The sequence below is a fragment of the Cereibacter sediminicola genome, assembly GCF_007668225.1.
GTDB classification, from domain to species: Bacteria; Pseudomonadota; Alphaproteobacteria; order Rhodobacterales; family Rhodobacteraceae; genus Cereibacter_A; species Cereibacter_A azotoformans.
Genome location: NZ_VDEK01000001.1, coordinates 114,578 through 130,235, shown reverse-complemented (window position 1 = coordinate 130,235; position 15,658 = coordinate 114,578). Strand labels below are relative to the sequence as shown.

Here is a 15,658-nt window from a genome sequence, read left to right as displayed (position 1 = left end):
TCAGCGCCGCTGCGCCGCGATCAGGCGAGCATCGCGATGGGGTTCTCGAGGTTCTCGACGATCGCCTTGAGGAACTCGGCCCCCAGCGCGCCGTCGATCACCCGGTGATCCACCGACAGCGTCATCGACATCATCGTGGCGGTCGTGATCGCGCCGTCCTTGCCCACGACGGGCTTGCGGATGCCTGCACCGACCGCGAGGATCGAGCCGTGCGGTGGGTTGATGACCGCGTCGAAATTCTCGATCCCGAACATCCCCAGGTTCGAGATCGCGAAGCTGCCGCCCTGATATTCGTGCGGGGCGAGCTTCTTCGTGCGGGCACGGGCGGCCAGATCCTTCATCTCGGCCGAGAGGGCGGACAGGCTCTTCTGGTGGGCATCGCGCAGGACCGGCGTGAAGAGGCCGCCCTCGATGGCCACCGCCACCGCCACGTCCGACGGCTTGAGCCGCAGGATGCGGTCGCCCGCCCAGACGGCATTCGCGTTCGGCACCTGCTGGAGGGCCACCGCACAGGCCTTGATGATGAAGTCATTGACCGAGAGCTTCACGCCCCGGCTCTCGAGCCTGGCGTTGAGATCGGTCCGGAAGGCCATCAGCGCATCCAGCGCCACCTCGCGGCGGAGGTAGAAGTGCGGGATGGTCTGCTTGGCCTCGGACAGGCGCGCGGCAATGGTCTTGCGCATGCCGTCGAGGGTGATCTCCTCGAACTCTCGGTCGGCAAAGAGCTTTGCGACCGAAGCCGCCGAGGCGGCCGGCGAGGTCATGGGGGCCGCAGCGGCCGCCGGAGCATCCGCCTGGGGCGCCGCGGCTTCGGTTTTCGCCGCCGGTTTCTGCGCCCCCTCGACATCGGCCTTCACGATCCGGCCGCGCGGGCCCGATCCCTTGACCGTGGCGAGGTCGAGCCCCTTCTCCTTGGCGATCCGCCGCGCGAGCGGCGAGGCGAAGATGCGATCGCCCTCGGGCTTCGCAGCCGGCGCCGGCGAGGCGGCGGGGCTGTCCTTCGGCGCCTCCTGCGCGGGCGCGGCCTCGTCCTTCGGCTCTTCGGGCGCCGGCACCTTGCCCGACGAGACCGCATCCGCGCTCTCGCCCTCTTCGACCAGCACGGCGATGGGTGTGTTCACCTTCACGCCCGCGGTGCCCTCGGCGATCAGGATCTTGCCGAGGATCCCCTCGTCCACCGCCTCGAACTCCATCGTCGCCTTGTCGGTCTCGATCTCGGCGAGGATGTCGCCCGAACGGACCTCATCCCCCTCCTTCTTCAGCCATTTCGCAAGTGTCCCCTCCTCCATCGTCGGAGACAGCGCGGGCATCAGGATCTCGGTTGCCATCTGGGTCTCCTCAGCGGTAGCAGACGGATTTCGCGGCCTCGACGACCTCGGCGGTGGTCACCAGCGCGTGCTTTTCCAGGTTGGCCGCGTAGGGCATCGGTACGTCCTTGCCGGTCAGGTTCAGGACCGGCGCGTCGAGCCAGTCGAAGGCCTGCTGCATGATCGTGGCGGCGATGTGGTTGCCGATCGAGCCCACGGGCCAGCCTTCCTCGACCGTGATGCAGCGGTTGGTCTTCTTCACCGAGGCGATCACCGTCTCGTAGTCGATCGGGCGCAGGGTGCGCAGGTCGATCACCTCGGCCGAGATGCCCTCGGCGGCGAGCTTGTCGGCGGCCTCGAGTGCATAGGTCATGCCGATGCCGAAGGAGACGATGGTGAGGTCGGTCCCCTCGTGCCAGATCCGCGCCTTGCCGAAGGGGATCGTGAAATCCTCCAGCACCGGCACCTCGAACGAGCGGCCGTAGAGGATCTCGTTTTCCAGGAAGATCACCGGGTTCGGGTCACGGATCGCGGTCTTCAGAAGCCCCTTCGCGTCGGCCGCGGAATAGGGCATCACTACCTTGAGGCCCGGGATCTGGGCATACCAGGCGGCGTAATCCTGGCTGTGCTGGGCGCCGACTCGGGCGGCGGCACCGTTCGGGCCGCGGAAGACGATCGGGCAGCCCATCTGCCCGCCGGACATGTAGAGCGTCTTGGCGGCCGAGTTGATGATCTGGTCGATCGCCTGCATGGCGAAGTTGAAGGTCATGAACTCGACGATGGGGCGCAGGCCGCCGAAGGCCGCGCCCACCGCCATGCCGGCAAAGCCGTGCTCGGTGATCGGCGTGTCGACCACGCGCTTGGCGCCGAACTCGTCCAGCAGACCCTGGCTGATCTTGTAGGCGCCCTGATATTCGCCCACTTCCTCGCCCATCAGGAAGACGGTCTTGTCGGCGCGCATCTCCTCGGCCATCGCCTCGCGCAGCGCCTCGCGCACCGTCATGGTCTTCATCTGGGTGCCCTCGGGCCAGTCGGGCGAGCGGTCGCGCTTGCCCGGAACCGGCGCACCCGGCGAGGAGACGAGCGGCTCATCCACGGCCTTGCCCTCGCTGCCCTCGGGGGGCTGCGGCTTCTTCTCGCCCTGCGGCTGGGCGGGGGCGGGCGTGGCCTCGGCGCTTTCGCCCTCTTCGACCAGCACGGCGATGGGCGTGTTCACCTTCACCCCTGCGGTGCCCTCGGCGATCAGCAGCTTGCCGATCGTGCCCTCATCGACGGCCTCGAACTCCATCGTGGCCTTGTCGGTCTCGATCTCGGCGATGATCTGGCCGGACTTGACCGCATCGCCCTCCTTCACCAGCCACTTCGCGAGCGTGCCTTCCTCCATCGTGGGCGACAGGGCGGGCATCAGAACTTCGGTTGCCATGGTCTTGTCCCCTCAGGCGTAGATGTCGGTCCAGAGTTCCTCGAGCGCAAGCTCGGGGCTCTCCTTGGCAAAGTCGGCGGCCTCGTTCACGACGGCCTTGATGTCCTTGTCGATCGCCTTCAGGTCGTCGTCGGTGGCGAGGTTGCCCTGGATCAGCAGGTCGCGGACGTGCTCGATCGCGTCCTTCTCGTCGCGCATCCGCTGCACCTCTTCGCGGGTGCGGTACTTCGCGGGATCGGACATGGAGTGGCCGCGGTAGCGATAGGTCATCATCTCGAGGATATAGGGCCCCTGGCCCGCGCGGCAGGCGGCGACCGCCTTCTCGCCCGCGGCCTTGACGGCCAGCACATCCATCCCGTCCACCGCCTCGCCCTTGATGCCGTAGGCGGCGCCGCGCTCCCACAGCGAGGGCGACTTGGTCGAACGCTTCACGCTCGTGCCCATCGCATACTGGTTGTTCTCGATCACGAAGATGACCGGCAGGCTCCAGAGCTTGGCCATGTTGTAGGCCTCGTAGACCTGGCCCTGGTTCGCGGCACCGTCGCCGAAATAGGCGAAGGTCACGTTGTCATTGCCGAGATAGCGGTCGGCGAAGGCCAGCCCGGCGCCGAGCGGCACCTGCGCGCCGACGATGCCGTGGCCGCCGTAGAAATGCTTCTCTTTCGAGAACATGTGCATCGAGCCGCCCTTGCCCTTGGAATAGCCGCCCTCGCGGCCCGTGAGCTCGGCCATCACGCCCTTGGCATCCATCCCGCAGGCCAGCATGTGGCCGTGATCGCGGTAGGAGGTGATGCGCTTGTCGCCTTCCTTGGCGGCGGCTTCGAGGCCGACCACGACGGCCTCCTGCCCGATGTAGAGGTGGCAGAAGCCGCCGATCAGGCCCATGCCGTAGAGCTGGCCGGCCTTCTCCTCGAAGCGGCGGATGAGCAGCATCTCGCGGTAATAGTGGAGAAGCTCCTCCCTGGATGCGTTGGATTGTTCCGGCGATTTTCTGGTGGCCATGGCGGCGCCTCCCGTCGCGACAAGTAGTTCAAGGCTAAACTACCTTTAACCCATAGGTCGGGCGGGAGCGAGAGCAATATTGCGGACGGCGGTGGCGCGCTCTTCGGGCCCCTCCGGGGCCGTCATCGCGCGCCGCTGCCGCGGGCAAGCGGCACCGGACGGCGCTCAGGCGGATGCTGGCGCCGGGGTTGTGGAGCGGTTGGTCTCAGGTCAGCGGATGACGATCTCGTCCGCCCGGACGTAGCCGAGGGTAGAGCGCGCCTGTTCATCGAGCAGGTCGAGGTCGAGGTAGCCGTCCGACAGGCGGCGGGTCTTGTTGCGCATCTCGGCCAGTTCGGTCGCGATCTGGTCGCGCTCGGCCCGCAGGGCTTCGGCCTCGGACTTGATCTGCACCTGCCGGAAGACGCCATAGTCCCCTTGCACGGCCGCGAAGGTGAAATAGGCCGAGAGCGAGAAGGCCAGCGCGAAATAGAGGCTGGCGCCGATGGCGGGGCGGGAGGTCGGGATGTTCATGCTCTGCCTCTGGTCGCGCCCCTCGTTCGGCGGGGGCGGTGGCCGGCATCATGCCAGAGCGCAGGCGGGTTGGGAATCGAAAAGAACCTGTGCGGCAGGGGCCGGAGGGACGGGGCCCCGGCAGGGGGTGGCCCTTCCCGAGAGGGAAGGGCCCGCGGGATCAGGCGCGACCCTTGTAGATGTCCACGAGCTTGCCCAGCATCGCCAGCGCGTCCTCGCGGCTCCGCTGGAAGCTGTTGCGGCCGATGATCGAGCCGTTGCCGCCGCCGTCGCGGATCGCGCGGGCGTCGTCATAGACCGAGTCCTCGCCCTTCTTGGCGCCGCCCGAGAAGACCACGACGCGACGGCCGGCAAAGGCCGCATCCATGCAGTGCTTCACCCGCGCCGCCTGGCTGGCCACGTCGATCTTCTGCTCTTCATAGACCTTCTTCGCCTCGGGCAGCATCAGGTGATCGGTCGAGAGCTTGATCTTGATGACATGCGCGCCGATCAGCGCCGCGATCTGCGCTGCATAGGCCGCCACGTCGATCGCCGTCTCGCCATCCTTGGTGATGGCCTCGCCGCGCGGATAGGACCAGATCACGGTGGCGACGCCCTTGGCGGCGGCCTCCTTCCGCATCTCGACGATCTCTTCATACATGTCGAGCTGCGAGTCCGAGCCCGGATAGATCGTGAAGCCGATCGCCGCGCAGCCCAGCCGCAGCGCATCATCGACCGACGCCGTCACCGCCTGGTTCTTTCCCGCCGTGTCGCTCATCAGCGAGTTGGCCGAGTTCGCCTTGAGGATCGTGGGGATCTGGCCGGCGAACGTATCCGCACCGGCCTCGAGCATGCCCAGCGGGGCCGCATAGGCGCTCAGCCCCGCGTCGATCGCCAGCTGGTAGTGATAGTGGGGGTCATAGCCCGCCGGATTCGGCGCAAAGGTGCGCGCCGGTCCATGTTCGAAGCCCTGGTCCACCGGCAGAATGATCATCTTGCCCGTGCCGCCCAGCTTCCCCTCCATCAGCATCCGGCACAGGTTGGCCTTCACGCCGGGCGTTTCGCCCTCATAATTGGCGAGGATCTTCTGAACTGCTCTGCTAGCGCGCATTCCGCTGGTCCTTTCAGTTGCGTCGAGACGGACTTAGTCCGGCGGAATGCGCATATCAATCTTGTTGGCGCTAACGTAGCGCCGCGGCGCGGAAAATCGTCTCAGACGTTCAGCGCGGCGACGCCCGGCAGCTCCTTGCCCTCCATCCATTCGAGGAAGGCGCCGCCCGCCGTCGAGATGTAGGAGAAGCCCTCGGCCGCGCCGGCCTTGTTCAGCGCGGCCACCGTGTCGCCGCCGCCCGCCACCGAGATCAGCTGCCCGGCCTTGGTCAGCTGCGCCACCTGAAGCGCCGCGGCATTGGTCGCGGCATCGAAGGGCTCGATCTCGAAGGCGCCGAGCGGGCCGTTCCAGATCAGCGTCTTGGCCGAGGCAAAGACCTCGGACAGCGCGGCCACCGTCCGGGGGCCTGCGTCGAGGATCATCGCGTCGGCCGGGCAGGCCGAAGCGTCCACGGTCTCGTTCGCGGCCCCGGCCTTGAACTCGCGCGCCACCACCACGTCGAGCGGCAGATGGATCGTGCAGCCCGCGGCTTTGGCCTTGGCGACGATCTCGCGGGCGGTCTCGGCCATGTCGCGCTCGGCCAGCGACTTGCCGACCTCGGTGCCCTGCGCCACGAGGAAGGTGTTCGCCATCCCGCCGCCGATCACCAGATGATCGACGCGGCCCACGAGGTTGCCCAGCAGGTCGAGCTTGGTCGAGACCTTGGCCCCGCCCACCACCGCCACCACCGGCCGCTCGGGCTGACCCAGCGCCGCGTCAAGCGCCTTGAGTTCCGCCTCCATCAGCCGGCCGGCGGCCGAGGGCAGCAGCCGCGCGATGCCCTCGGTCGAGGAATGCGCCCGGTGCGCGGCCGAGAAGGCGTCGTTGACGTAGACATCGCCCAGCTTCGCCATTGCGGCGGCAAGCTCGGGGTCGTTCTTCTCCTCGCCGGCATGGAAGCGGGTGTTCTCGAGCAGCAGTACCTCACCCGCAAGCATGGCGGCCACGGCCGTCTCGGCCTCCTCGCCCACGCAGTCGGCTGCAAAGCTGACCTTGGTGCCGGGGAGCGCCTTCTGCAGCGCCGGCAGCACGAGGCGCAGGCTCATCTCATCCACCACCTTGCCCTTCGGGCGGCCGAAATGGGCGAGCAGGACGGGCTTGCCGCCCTTCTTCAGGATGTCCTCGACGGTGGGCACGATCTTCTCGATCCGGGTGGCGTCGGTGACCTCGCCGTTTTCCATCGGCACGTTCACATCCACGCGCACCAGCACGACCTTGCCAGCAAGATCCATGTCGTCGAGTGTCTTCCAGCCCATTCCGGTTCCTCCTGAGGCGACGTTTCCCGCTTCCAAGCCGATCGATGCCCGCCCGTCAACCGGCGTTCGGCCGCAGGCCGGGTAAATCAGACCTTTTCCTGACGGCGCCCCGCCACTAGTTTGGCCCCGATTGAAAGAGGAGGGCCCCATGGCCGAGATCAAGGACCCCGAGAACACCATCATCATGACGCTGAAGGACGGCGAGGTGGTGATCGAGCTTCTCCCGGACGTCGCGCCGAAGCACAGCGAGCGGATGAAGGCGCTGGCCCGCGCCAAGGCCTACGACAATGTCGTGTTCCATCGCGTGATCGAAGGCTTCATGGCCCAGACGGGCGATGTGGCCAACGGCAACACCGAGAACAACTTCAGCATCCGTCGCGCCGGAACCGGCGGGTCGGACATGCCCGACCTTCCGGCGGAATTCTCGAAACTGCCCCATGCGCGCGGCACGCTCGGCGCCGCCCGGTCGCAGAACCCGAACTCGGCCAACTCGCAGTTCTTCATCAACTTCCGCGACAACGATTTCCTGAACGGCCAATACACTGTCTATGGCCGCGTGATCTCGGGGATGGAGCATGTGGACAAGATCGTCCGCGGCGAGCCGCCGGCGAACCCGGACAAGATGCTGACGGTGCGGGTGGCCGCCGATGTCGTCTGAGCGGTTCCTCTTTGCGGGGCTGATGTCGGCGGGCCTTGCGGTGCTCGGCGGCTACGGCCTTTCGCAGTCGGCCGTCTTCGCGCAGGACGCCGAGGACGGCCCCGGCCCGAACCTCGTGATCGAGGTCTCGGGGCAGGCGCAGGGCGAGGTGGTCATCGACCTCCTGCCCGAGGTGGCGCCGCAGCATGTCGAGCGCATGGTTACGCTGGCGAAGGAGGGCGCCTACGACGGCGTCGTCTTCCATCGCGTGATCGAGGGCTTCATGGCGCAGACGGGCGATGTCGAGTTCGGCAAGGGTGACTCGCTGCGCCGCGCGGGAACGGGCGGGTCGAGCTATCCCGACCTGCCGGCCGAGTTCTCGGACGTGCCCTTTGCGCGCGGCGTGGTGGGGATGGCGCGTTCGGCCAATCCGAATTCGGCCAACTCGCAGTTCTTCATCATGTTCGCCCCCGGCGACTTCCTGAACGGCCAGTACACGGTCGTGGGGCGGGTCGTTCAGGGCATGGATGTGGTGGACGCGATCACCCGCGGCGAGCCTCCGCGCGCGCCCGACGTGATGACGAAGGTCTCGGTGGCCGAGTAGGGCCCATCGGGCGGGAGGTGCCAGCCTCCCGCCCTTTCGCAGGGGGGGCGCCTCAGGACGCGCCCGGCGCCGCGGTTGCGCCGTGCGTGCCGCGCTCGCGGTAGGGCGTGGTCGCGTAATGGGCGCGGTAGCATTTCGAGAAGTGCGAGGGGCTGGCAAAGCCGCAGGCCAGCGCCACGTTGATCACGCTCATGTCGGTCTGCATCAGCAGGTTGCGTGCCTTCTGCAGCCTCAGCTCCATGTAGTAGCGTTTGGGCGAGCGGTTGAGGTAGCGCCGGAACAGCCGCTCGAGCTGGCGGGTGGACATGCCGACCTCCTCGGCCAGATCGGCCGGGCTGATCGGATCCTCGGTGTTGGCCTCCATCTTGCGGATCACTTCGGACAGTTTGGGATGCCGGACGCCGATCCGCGTCGGGATCGACAGGCGCTGCGTGTCCTGATCGGTGCGGATCGAGGAATAGATCAGCTGGTCGGCGACGGTGTTGGCCACGTCATCGCCCTGATCGCGCGCAATGATCTTCAGCATCATGTCGATCGAGGCCGTGCCGCCCGCCGTGGTCAGCCGGTTCCCGTCCATCACGAAGACCGACTTGGTCAGCCGCACCTCGGGGAACTCCTCGGTGAAGCCGTCCTGATTCTCCCAGTGGATCGTGGCCTTGCGCCCGTCGAGGAGCCCCGCCCGCGCAAGCGCATAGGCCCCGGTGCAGAGCCCGCCGATCGTCACCCCGCGCCGCGCCTCGCGCCGGAGCCAGTTGACGACGGCCCGCGTCGTGGCCTTCTGCACGTCGATGCCGCCGCAGACGAGCAGCACATCCTCGCGCTCGATCTCGGCCAGGCCCATGTCGAGCCGGAAGGCCGCACCGTTCGAGCAGACGGCCTCGGCCCCGTTCTCGCCCGCAAGTGCCCAGGAGTATATGGTCCGGCCCGAGACCCGGTTCGCGATCCTGAGCGGCTCGATGGCTCCGGCAAAGGAGATCATGGTGAAGCGGTCGAGCAGCAGGAAGACGAACCGGCGCGGCTTGTCGGATCTGGCGGACCTTGCGGGGGAAATGGTCATGTTGCGACCTTGTGCGTCGTTTACAGCCCTGTGAAACAGGAAACGGCGCACCCTTCAAGGTGCTCCTTGAGCCAATTCCGCTTCCCAAGGCCCCGGCCTTTCCGTATATCGCGCGCAGATCAAAGCTGCCGGAGGACCCGTCATGAGCAGGGGCTGGACCAAGACCGACTGGCGCGCCAAGCCGCGCATCCAGATGCCCGACTACCCGGAGGCCGCCGCCGTCGAGGCGGTCGAGGCGCAGCTTGCGAAATACCCGCCCCTCGTCTTCGCGGGCGAGGCCCGCAAGCTGAAGGCGACGCTGGCCGAGGCGGCCGAAGGCCGCGCCTTCCTGCTGCAGGGCGGCGACTGCGCCGAGAGCTTCTCGGAATTCTCGGCCGACAACATCCGCGACACGTTCCGCGTGCTGCTGCAGATGGCGGTCGTGCTCACCTATGGGGCCAAGGTGCCGGTGGTGAAGATCGGCCGCATGGCGGGCCAGTTCGCCAAGCCGCGCTCGGCGCCGACCGAGGTCATCAACGGGATGGAACTGCCCTCCTACCGGGGCGACATCATCAACGGCTTCGACCCGAGCCCCGAGGCGCGCATCCCCGATCCCCGGCGGATGCTGCAGGCCTACACGCAGGCCGCGGCCTCGCTCAACCTGCTGCGCGCCTTCTCGACCGGCGGCTTCGCCGACATCCACCGCGTCCATTCCTGGACGCTGGGTTTCTGCGAGCAGGACAAGGCGGAGCGCTACCGCGACATCTCGAACCGGATCTCGGACGCGCTCGACTTCATGTCGGCCGCGGGTGTGAACGGATCGACCTCGCACAATCTGGCGACGGTGGACTTCTACACCTCGCACGAGGCGCTGCTGCTGGAATATGAAGAGGCGCTCTGCCGGATCGATTCGATCACCGGCCAGCCCGTCGCGGGCTCGGGTCACATGATCTGGATCGGCGACCGCACGCGCCAGGTCGATGGCGCGCATGTCGAGTTCTGCCGCGGCGTGCTGAACCCGATCGGGCTGAAATGCGGCCCCTCGACCACGGTCGAGGATCTCAAGGTGTTGATGGCCAAGCTCAACCCGCAGAACGAGGCGGGGAGGCTCACGCTGATCGCGCGCTTTGGCGCGGGCAAGGTGGGCGAGCATCTGCCGCGGCTGATCAAGGCCGTGCGCGAGGAGGGCGCCAAGGTCGTCTGGTGCTGCGATCCGATGCACGGCAACACGATCAAGGCGGCCTCGGGCTACAAGACCCGCCCGTTCGACTCGGTCCTGCGCGAGGTGCGCGAGTTCTTCGCGATCCACAAGGCCGAGGGCACGATCCCCGGCGGCGTGCATTTCGAGATGACCGGGCAGGACGTGACCGAATGCACCGGCGGCCTGCGTGCGGTGACGGACGAGGATCTCTCGAACCGCTACCACACGGCCTGCGATCCCCGTCTCAACGCCTCGCAGTCGCTGGAGCTGGCCTTCCTCGTGGCCGAGGAACTGACCACCATGCGCGAAGCGGGCCGGCGCGTGGCGCTGTAACCTCGCACGACCTCCGCACTCCGAAAGCCGCCCATAGGGGCGGCTTTTTCATCCGGCTCAGTCCGACTTGACCAGCCGCAGGTGCGCGCGGCCCGGCTTGGCGCGGGGCGGCGGCGGGGCTGCTTCGAACCCGGCCTCGGAGAACTCGGGCAGGCGAAGGCGCGGCAGGTGCCGCTCGGGCGGCATCGCCTCGATCATCTCCACCGCCGAGCGCGTGATCGTCAGCTTGCGCGGCGCCCGGCCGATCTCCCCTTCGGTCACGAGGCAGCCGAAGACCATCGGCGGCTCGCCCTCCGATCGCAGGGGCAGCAGCAGGAGCCGCCCCGCAAGAGCCTGCCGCCCGAGCGAAGCCGGCGATTCGATCCAGACCTCGCCAACGCCGGGGCCGGTGAAGACGCGCCCCAGAACCTCGGCCAGACGGTCCCGCGAATCGAAGCCGAACATGGTCGAGATCGGGATGCCCCGCACGTCGATGCCCAGAAGATCGGCCAGATGCATGCCGGCGAGGCGGAAGCGCGCCATGCCCGGCGCGATGCGCTCGGCGAGGAAGGCGCATCCCAGCGCGCCCTCGATGCGCCGGGGGTCGATGTCAGCGCGACCGGGCAGCTCGCCGCCCGCGCGGCGGCGCAGCTCGTGCCAGTAGCTCCGCACGGCCAGCAGCGCGGCGGGATCGACGCCCGCGCGTCCCCCTCCGCCCGGATGGCCGATGCCGGTGCCGCCGATCCTCATGCCCATGACTTCTCTCCCGTTTCCCGTGGCTGCGCGCGGGTTGCCGCGCATCCGCCGCTCTGTTATGCGCCGCTGCGGGCGAAGCCGGGCTCCGGCCGCAATGGTTATCCAAACGTTAATCTACCCCTCCTTTCGTATCTCCGGGTGAAAATTCTGAGACGATGGTAAACGAACGGCGGGGGTCGGGGAGGACTGCATGATCAGCTCGATGACCGGCTTCGCGACGCGGAAGGGCCAGGGGCACGGCCATTCGTGGCTGTGGGAACTGCGCGCGGTGAATGGCAAGGGGCTGGACCTGCGCCTCAGGGTGCCGGACTGGATCGAGGGGCTCGAACCCGCGATCCGGGCCGAACTCGGCCGGGCGCTCAACCGGGGCAGCGTGAGCCTGTCGCTCAAGGTGGCGGCCGAGGGTGGCTCCGAAGGGCTGCGGGTCAATCCGGCGACGCTCGATGCGGTGCTGCGGGCGATGAGCGAAGTGGCGGCCGCCGCGCGCGGGACGGGGCTTGACCTCCGCCCGGCCAGCGCGACCGAGGTCCTGGGGCTGCGGGGCGTGCTGGAACAGGCCTCGGGGGTCGAGGATACGGGCCCGCTGCGTGCGGCGCTCCTGGCCGAACTGCCCGAGCTGCTGGCGGACTTCTCGGCCATGCGGCGCACCGAGGGCGAGGCACTGGCGCGGCTGATCGCGGCCCAGCTCGACCGGATCGAGGCCCTGACCGCCGCCGCCGCCACCGAGGCCGAGGCCCGGCGCGCGGCCGCACCCTTCGCGCTTCGCGAAAACATGGCGCGACTGCTCGCCGCGGGCGACGGCCTCGACGAGACCCGCGTCGCGCAGGAACTGGCGCTTCTGGCCGTCAAGCAGGACGTGACCGAGGAACTCGACCGCCTCGCCGCGCATGTGACCGCGGCCCGGGGCCTCTTGGGCGAGAGCGGCCCGGTCGGCCGCCGGCTCGATTTCCTCGTGCAGGAATTCATGCGCGAGGCGAACACGCTCTGCTCCAAGGCTCAGTCGCTGGCGCTGACGCAGGTCGGCCTCGACCTCAAGACCGTCATTGACCAGATGCGCGAGCAGATCCAGAACGTGGAGTGACCATGGCGCGGCGCGGACTTCTCCTCATCCTTTCCTCGCCCTCGGGCGCCGGGAAATCGACCCTGTCCAAGCGGCTGATGGCCTGGGACCCGACGATCCGATTCTCGGTCTCGGCTACGACCCGCCCGCCGCGGCCCGGCGAGGTGGACGGCCGGGACTACTACTTCCTGTCGCGGGAGGCCTTCGCCGACCATGTCCAGCGTGGCGAGATGCTGGAATATGCCGAGGTCTTCGGCAACTGCTACGGCTCGCCCAAGGCACCGGTGATCGAGGCGCTCGAGGCCGGACGCGACGTGCTCTTCGACGTGGACTGGCAGGGCGCGCAGCAGATCCGCAACTCGTCGCTCGGACGGGACGTGCTGTCGATCTTCATTCTCCCGCCCTCGATCGAGGAACTCGAGCGACGGCTGCGCTTCCGCGGGCAGGACAGCGACGAGGTGATCCGTGACCGGATGCGCAAGAGCCGGGACGAGATCAGCCACTGGGCCGAATACGATTATGTGCTAGTCAACGAGGACCTGCAGGAGACCGAGGAAAAGCTGAAGCGGATCGTGTCCGCCACGCGCCTTCGCCGCGAGACGCAGCCGGCGCTGGTGGATCACGTCCGCGAACTGAACAAGGAGTTTGACGCCCGATGATCTATGCACTGAACGGCGTGGCGCCGCGCATCGACGCCGAAGCCTGGGTCGCACCCGATGCCAACGTGATCGGCAAGGTGGTGCTCGAGGCCGGCAGCTCGGTCTGGTTCGGCTCGACCCTGCGCGGCGACAACGAAGAGATCGTGATCGGCGCCGGCTCGAACGTGCAGGAAAACTCGGTTCTGCACACCGACTGGGGCTTTCCGCTGACAATCGGGGCGAACTGCACCATCGGCCACAAGGCGATGCTGCACGGCTGCACCATCGGCGAGGGCTCGCTGATCGGCATGGGCGCCACGGTGCTGAACGGGGCGAAGATCGGCCGCTTCTGCCTGATCGGCGCCTGCGCTCTGATCACCGAAGGCAAGGAGATCCCCGACTTCTCGCTGGTCAAGGGCGCTCCGGGCAAGGTGGTGCGCGAACTGACCGAGGAGGAGCGTGCCCGCCTCATGGCCTCGGCCGAGGGCTATGCCGCCAATGCCCGCCGCTTTCGTGCGGAGCTGACGGCCCTCTGATCCAACCCTCGGGGGCCCCGGCTCGCAGCCGCCGGGGGCCGCCTTCTGCGGGTGCGAGGCAACACCTCGCCCCGCGCGGTGCGACCCCTCGCGGGCCCGTCTGGCGCCGGGCCGCATCGCATGGCAGGAAGGACGCGCAGCCATGCGGGAGACGAGGATGCAGAAGCAGGACGCAGCCCAGCTTCTTGAGGGAGTGCCGCTGCCGCTCGTCCTGATCGGACCCGACGAGCGGATCAGGTCGGCCAACGCGCCCGCCCAGCGTCTCTTCGGGGCGACGAGCGTGGCCCGGCATTATGTCATGGCGATGCGCCAGCCGGCGTTGCTGGACGCGATCGAGGGGGCGCTCCGGCTCGATCGGCCGGGACGGGCGCGCCACATCATCACCGGCCCCTCGCGCGAGGTGACCTACCGGGTGACGGTGACGCCGGTGCCGGTGGCGGGCGAACGGTGCGCGCTCTGCGCCTTCGAGGACATCACCGAGCAGGAACAGATGGGCGCAATCCGCCGCGACTTCGTGGCGAACGTGAGCCACGAGTTGCGCACGCCGCTGACCGCGCTGCTCGGCTTCATCGAGACGCTGCAGGGCGCCGCGCGCGAGGATCCGGCGGCCCGCGCGCGGTTTCTTGCGATCATGGCGCGCGAGGCGGGCCGCATGAACCGTCTGGTGCAGGATCTCCTCTCGCTCAGCCGGGTGGAGGCCGAAGAGCGGGTGCGGCCGGTCACGCAGGTCGATGTCTCGGCCGTGATCGGTCAGGCGGTGGCCGCACTGCGGCCGATGGCCGAGGCGGCGGGCGTCGCGATCGAGCGCACCGGCGAGACCGGGCACCTCCCCCTGCCGGGCGACGCCGACCAGCTGACGCAGGTCTTCCACAACCTGATCGAGAATGCGGTGAAATACGGCGCCTCGGGCAAGCTCGTGACCGTCGAGGTGGCCCGCGACCCCGACGGGCTGGCGCGGCTTGGGCCGGCCGTGCGGATCGAGGTGGTGGACCGCGGCGAGGGGATCGACGCGATTCACCTTCCGCGTCTCACCGAACGGTTCTACCGCGTGGACAACCACCGCTCGCGCGAGAAGGGCGGGACGGGGCTCGGCCTCGCCATCGTCAAGCATATCGTGAACCGCCACCGCGGCCGCTTTCGGATCGAGAGCGAACTGGGCAAGGGCAGCCGGTTCATCGTGACGCTGCCCGCCTCCTGAAGTCGAGGGGCGCGGCCGGCTATCCACCGGGCAGGGTCAGAGCCGCGCGATCCGCTCGGTAAGGAGGTCGAAGAACCCGTCGGTGTCGAGGTCGCGCATGAAGAGCGCGTTCGGCGCCCGGTCGCTGACCCGCCACCAGTCGGCCACCGTCATGCCGGTCGTGAAGCGGCCCTCGGTCTCGATCTCGACATTGATGTGCCGCCCGAGGAAGAGGTCGGGGTTCAGCAGCCATGCGATCACGCAGGGATCGTGCAGCGGCGCGCCCTCCGCCCCGTATTTCTCGCGGTCGAACCGCTCGAAGAAGTCGGTCCACTCGGCCACCATCCGCCCCGGCCGGGTGCCCATCTCGCGGAAGCGGCGCACGCGCGCGGGGCTGGTCAGGGCCTTGTGGGTGACGTCGAGTGGCATGACGACCAGAGGCACCCCCGCCCCGAAGACGATCGCGGCGGCCTCGGGATCGACATAGATGTTGAACTCGGCCGAGGGGGTGATGTTGCCGACCTCGAAATAGGCGCCTCCCATCAGGACGATCTCGCGGATGCGCGGCGCGATGTCGGGCGCGCGCTGCAGGGCGGTGGCGATGTTGGTGAGCGGGCCCAGCGGGCAGAGGGTGACGCTGCCCTCGGGCTCGGTGCGCAGCGTCTCGATCAGGAAATCGACGGCGTGCCGGTCCTGAAGCGGCATGGTCGGATCGGGCAGGGCGGGGCCGTCGAGGCCGGTCTTGCCATGCACATGCTCGGCCGTCACCAGCTTGCGCACGAGCGGCGCGTCGCAGCCGGCAAAGACCGGAATGTCGGTCCGCCCGGCGATCTCGCAGATGATCCGGGCGTTCTTCTGCGTGAGCGGCAGCGGCACGTTCCCCGCAACCGCCGTGATGCCCAGCACCTCAAGCTCGGGGCTTGCCAGCGCCAGCAGGATCGCCACGGCGTCGTCCTGTCCGGGGTCGGTGTCGATGATGATCCGGCGGGGCGTGGTCATGGGCTCTCCTTGCGGTCGGTCCCCGGTCGGGGAAACGTGAAAATGGCGGCCGATCCGTCGGCCGCCATCCGG

General features: G+C 68.3%; 16 protein-coding genes. 7 read left to right on the top strand and 9 right to left on the bottom strand.

Translation table 11 applies throughout. From position 1 onward, the window contains the following. Positions 1 to 20 precede the first annotated feature (20 nt). The 6 genes from FG154_RS00570 to FG154_RS00545 form a co-directional block, all read right to left on the bottom strand. Positions 21 to 1,328, bottom strand: a complete 1,308-nt coding sequence (locus FG154_RS00570; RefSeq protein ID WP_145103256.1) for a pyruvate dehydrogenase complex dihydrolipoamide acetyltransferase — start codon at positions 1,326 to 1,328, stop codon at positions 21 to 23. A 10-nt stretch (positions 1,329 to 1,338) separates the two neighbouring features. Beyond that, complete coding sequence (locus FG154_RS00565) at positions 1,339 to 2,730, bottom strand: pyruvate dehydrogenase complex E1 component subunit beta (RefSeq protein ID WP_145103253.1); 1,392 nt, start codon at positions 2,728 to 2,730, stop codon at positions 1,339 to 1,341. A 12-nt stretch (positions 2,731 to 2,742) separates the two neighbouring features. Further along, positions 2,743 to 3,732: a pyruvate dehydrogenase (acetyl-transferring) E1 component subunit alpha gene (pdhA, locus tag FG154_RS00560; RefSeq protein WP_145103250.1), complete on the bottom strand. Its 990-nt coding sequence runs from the start codon at positions 3,730 to 3,732 to the stop codon at positions 2,743 to 2,745. A 210-nt stretch (positions 3,733 to 3,942) separates the two neighbouring features. Next, positions 3,943 to 4,245 carry an FtsB family cell division protein gene (locus FG154_RS00555; RefSeq protein WP_145103247.1) on the bottom strand — a complete coding sequence of 101 codons (303 nt, stop codon included), beginning with the start codon at positions 4,243 to 4,245 and terminating at the stop codon, positions 3,943 to 3,945. A 160-nt stretch (positions 4,246 to 4,405) separates the two neighbouring features. Further along, positions 4,406 to 5,335, bottom strand: a complete 930-nt coding sequence (locus FG154_RS00550; RefSeq protein ID WP_011908134.1) for a class I fructose-bisphosphate aldolase — start codon at positions 5,333 to 5,335, stop codon at positions 4,406 to 4,408. A gap of 101 nt (positions 5,336 to 5,436) precedes the next feature. Next, positions 5,437 to 6,630, bottom strand: coding sequence for a phosphoglycerate kinase (locus tag FG154_RS00545; protein ID WP_145103244.1), 1,194 nt, complete (start codon positions 6,628 to 6,630; stop codon positions 5,437 to 5,439). 148 nt (positions 6,631 to 6,778) lie between these two features. Between FG154_RS00545 and FG154_RS00540 the strand changes: the two genes are divergently transcribed. Then, the gene (locus FG154_RS00540; protein ID WP_011908136.1) at positions 6,779 to 7,288 is read left to right on the top strand and encodes a peptidylprolyl isomerase; all 510 of its coding nucleotides are present in this window, start codon (positions 6,779 to 6,781) and stop codon (positions 7,286 to 7,288) included. Next, entirely contained in the window at positions 7,278 to 7,871 is a 594-nt protein-coding gene (locus FG154_RS00535; RefSeq protein ID WP_145103242.1) for a peptidylprolyl isomerase, read from the top strand. The genes FG154_RS00540 and FG154_RS00535 overlap by 11 nt, the downstream gene beginning before the upstream one ends. 52 nt (positions 7,872 to 7,923) lie before the next feature. On the opposite strand, the gene FG154_RS00530 is transcribed toward FG154_RS00535, so the two are convergent. Further along, the gene (locus tag FG154_RS00530) at positions 7,924 to 8,928 is read right to left on the bottom strand and encodes a GlxA family transcriptional regulator (protein WP_145103239.1); all 1,005 of its coding nucleotides are present in this window, start codon (positions 8,926 to 8,928) and stop codon (positions 7,924 to 7,926) included. A 142-nt stretch (positions 8,929 to 9,070) separates the two neighbouring features. On the opposite strand from FG154_RS00530, the gene FG154_RS00525 reads away from it, so the two are divergent. After that, complete coding sequence (locus tag FG154_RS00525; protein WP_145103236.1) at positions 9,071 to 10,441, top strand: class II 3-deoxy-7-phosphoheptulonate synthase; 1,371 nt, start codon at positions 9,071 to 9,073, stop codon at positions 10,439 to 10,441. A gap of 57 nt (positions 10,442 to 10,498) precedes the next feature. On the opposite strand, the gene FG154_RS00520 is transcribed toward FG154_RS00525, so the two are convergent. After that, positions 10,499 to 11,176, bottom strand: a complete 678-nt coding sequence (locus tag FG154_RS00520; protein WP_145103233.1) for a PAS domain-containing protein — start codon at positions 11,174 to 11,176, stop codon at positions 10,499 to 10,501. A gap of 190 nt (positions 11,177 to 11,366) precedes the next feature. On the opposite strand from FG154_RS00520, the gene FG154_RS00515 reads away from it, so the two are divergent. From FG154_RS00515 to FG154_RS00500, 4 genes are all read left to right on the top strand, one after another. Continuing rightward, positions 11,367 to 12,257 (top strand): YicC/YloC family endoribonuclease, encoded by an 891-nt coding sequence (locus FG154_RS00515; RefSeq protein WP_145103231.1) that lies wholly within the window; start codon positions 11,367 to 11,369, stop codon positions 12,255 to 12,257. A gap of 2 nt (positions 12,258 to 12,259) precedes the next feature. Next, a complete protein-coding gene (gmk, locus tag FG154_RS00510) occupies positions 12,260 to 12,895 on the top strand; it encodes a guanylate kinase (RefSeq protein WP_145103228.1) in 636 nt (211 codons plus the stop codon). After that, complete coding sequence (locus FG154_RS00505) at positions 12,892 to 13,410, top strand: gamma carbonic anhydrase family protein (protein WP_145103225.1); 519 nt, start codon at positions 12,892 to 12,894, stop codon at positions 13,408 to 13,410. The genes gmk and FG154_RS00505 overlap by 4 nt, the downstream gene beginning before the upstream one ends. A gap of 157 nt (positions 13,411 to 13,567) precedes the next feature. Beyond that, positions 13,568 to 14,608, top strand: a complete 1,041-nt coding sequence (locus FG154_RS00500) for a sensor histidine kinase (RefSeq protein ID WP_145103222.1) — start codon at positions 13,568 to 13,570, stop codon at positions 14,606 to 14,608. A 36-nt stretch (positions 14,609 to 14,644) separates the two neighbouring features. Here FG154_RS00500 and FG154_RS00495 read toward each other — a convergent pair whose 3' ends face one another. Beyond that, complete coding sequence (locus FG154_RS00495) at positions 14,645 to 15,586, bottom strand: nucleoside hydrolase (RefSeq protein ID WP_145103219.1); 942 nt, start codon at positions 15,584 to 15,586, stop codon at positions 14,645 to 14,647. Positions 15,587 to 15,658 lie beyond the last annotated feature (72 nt).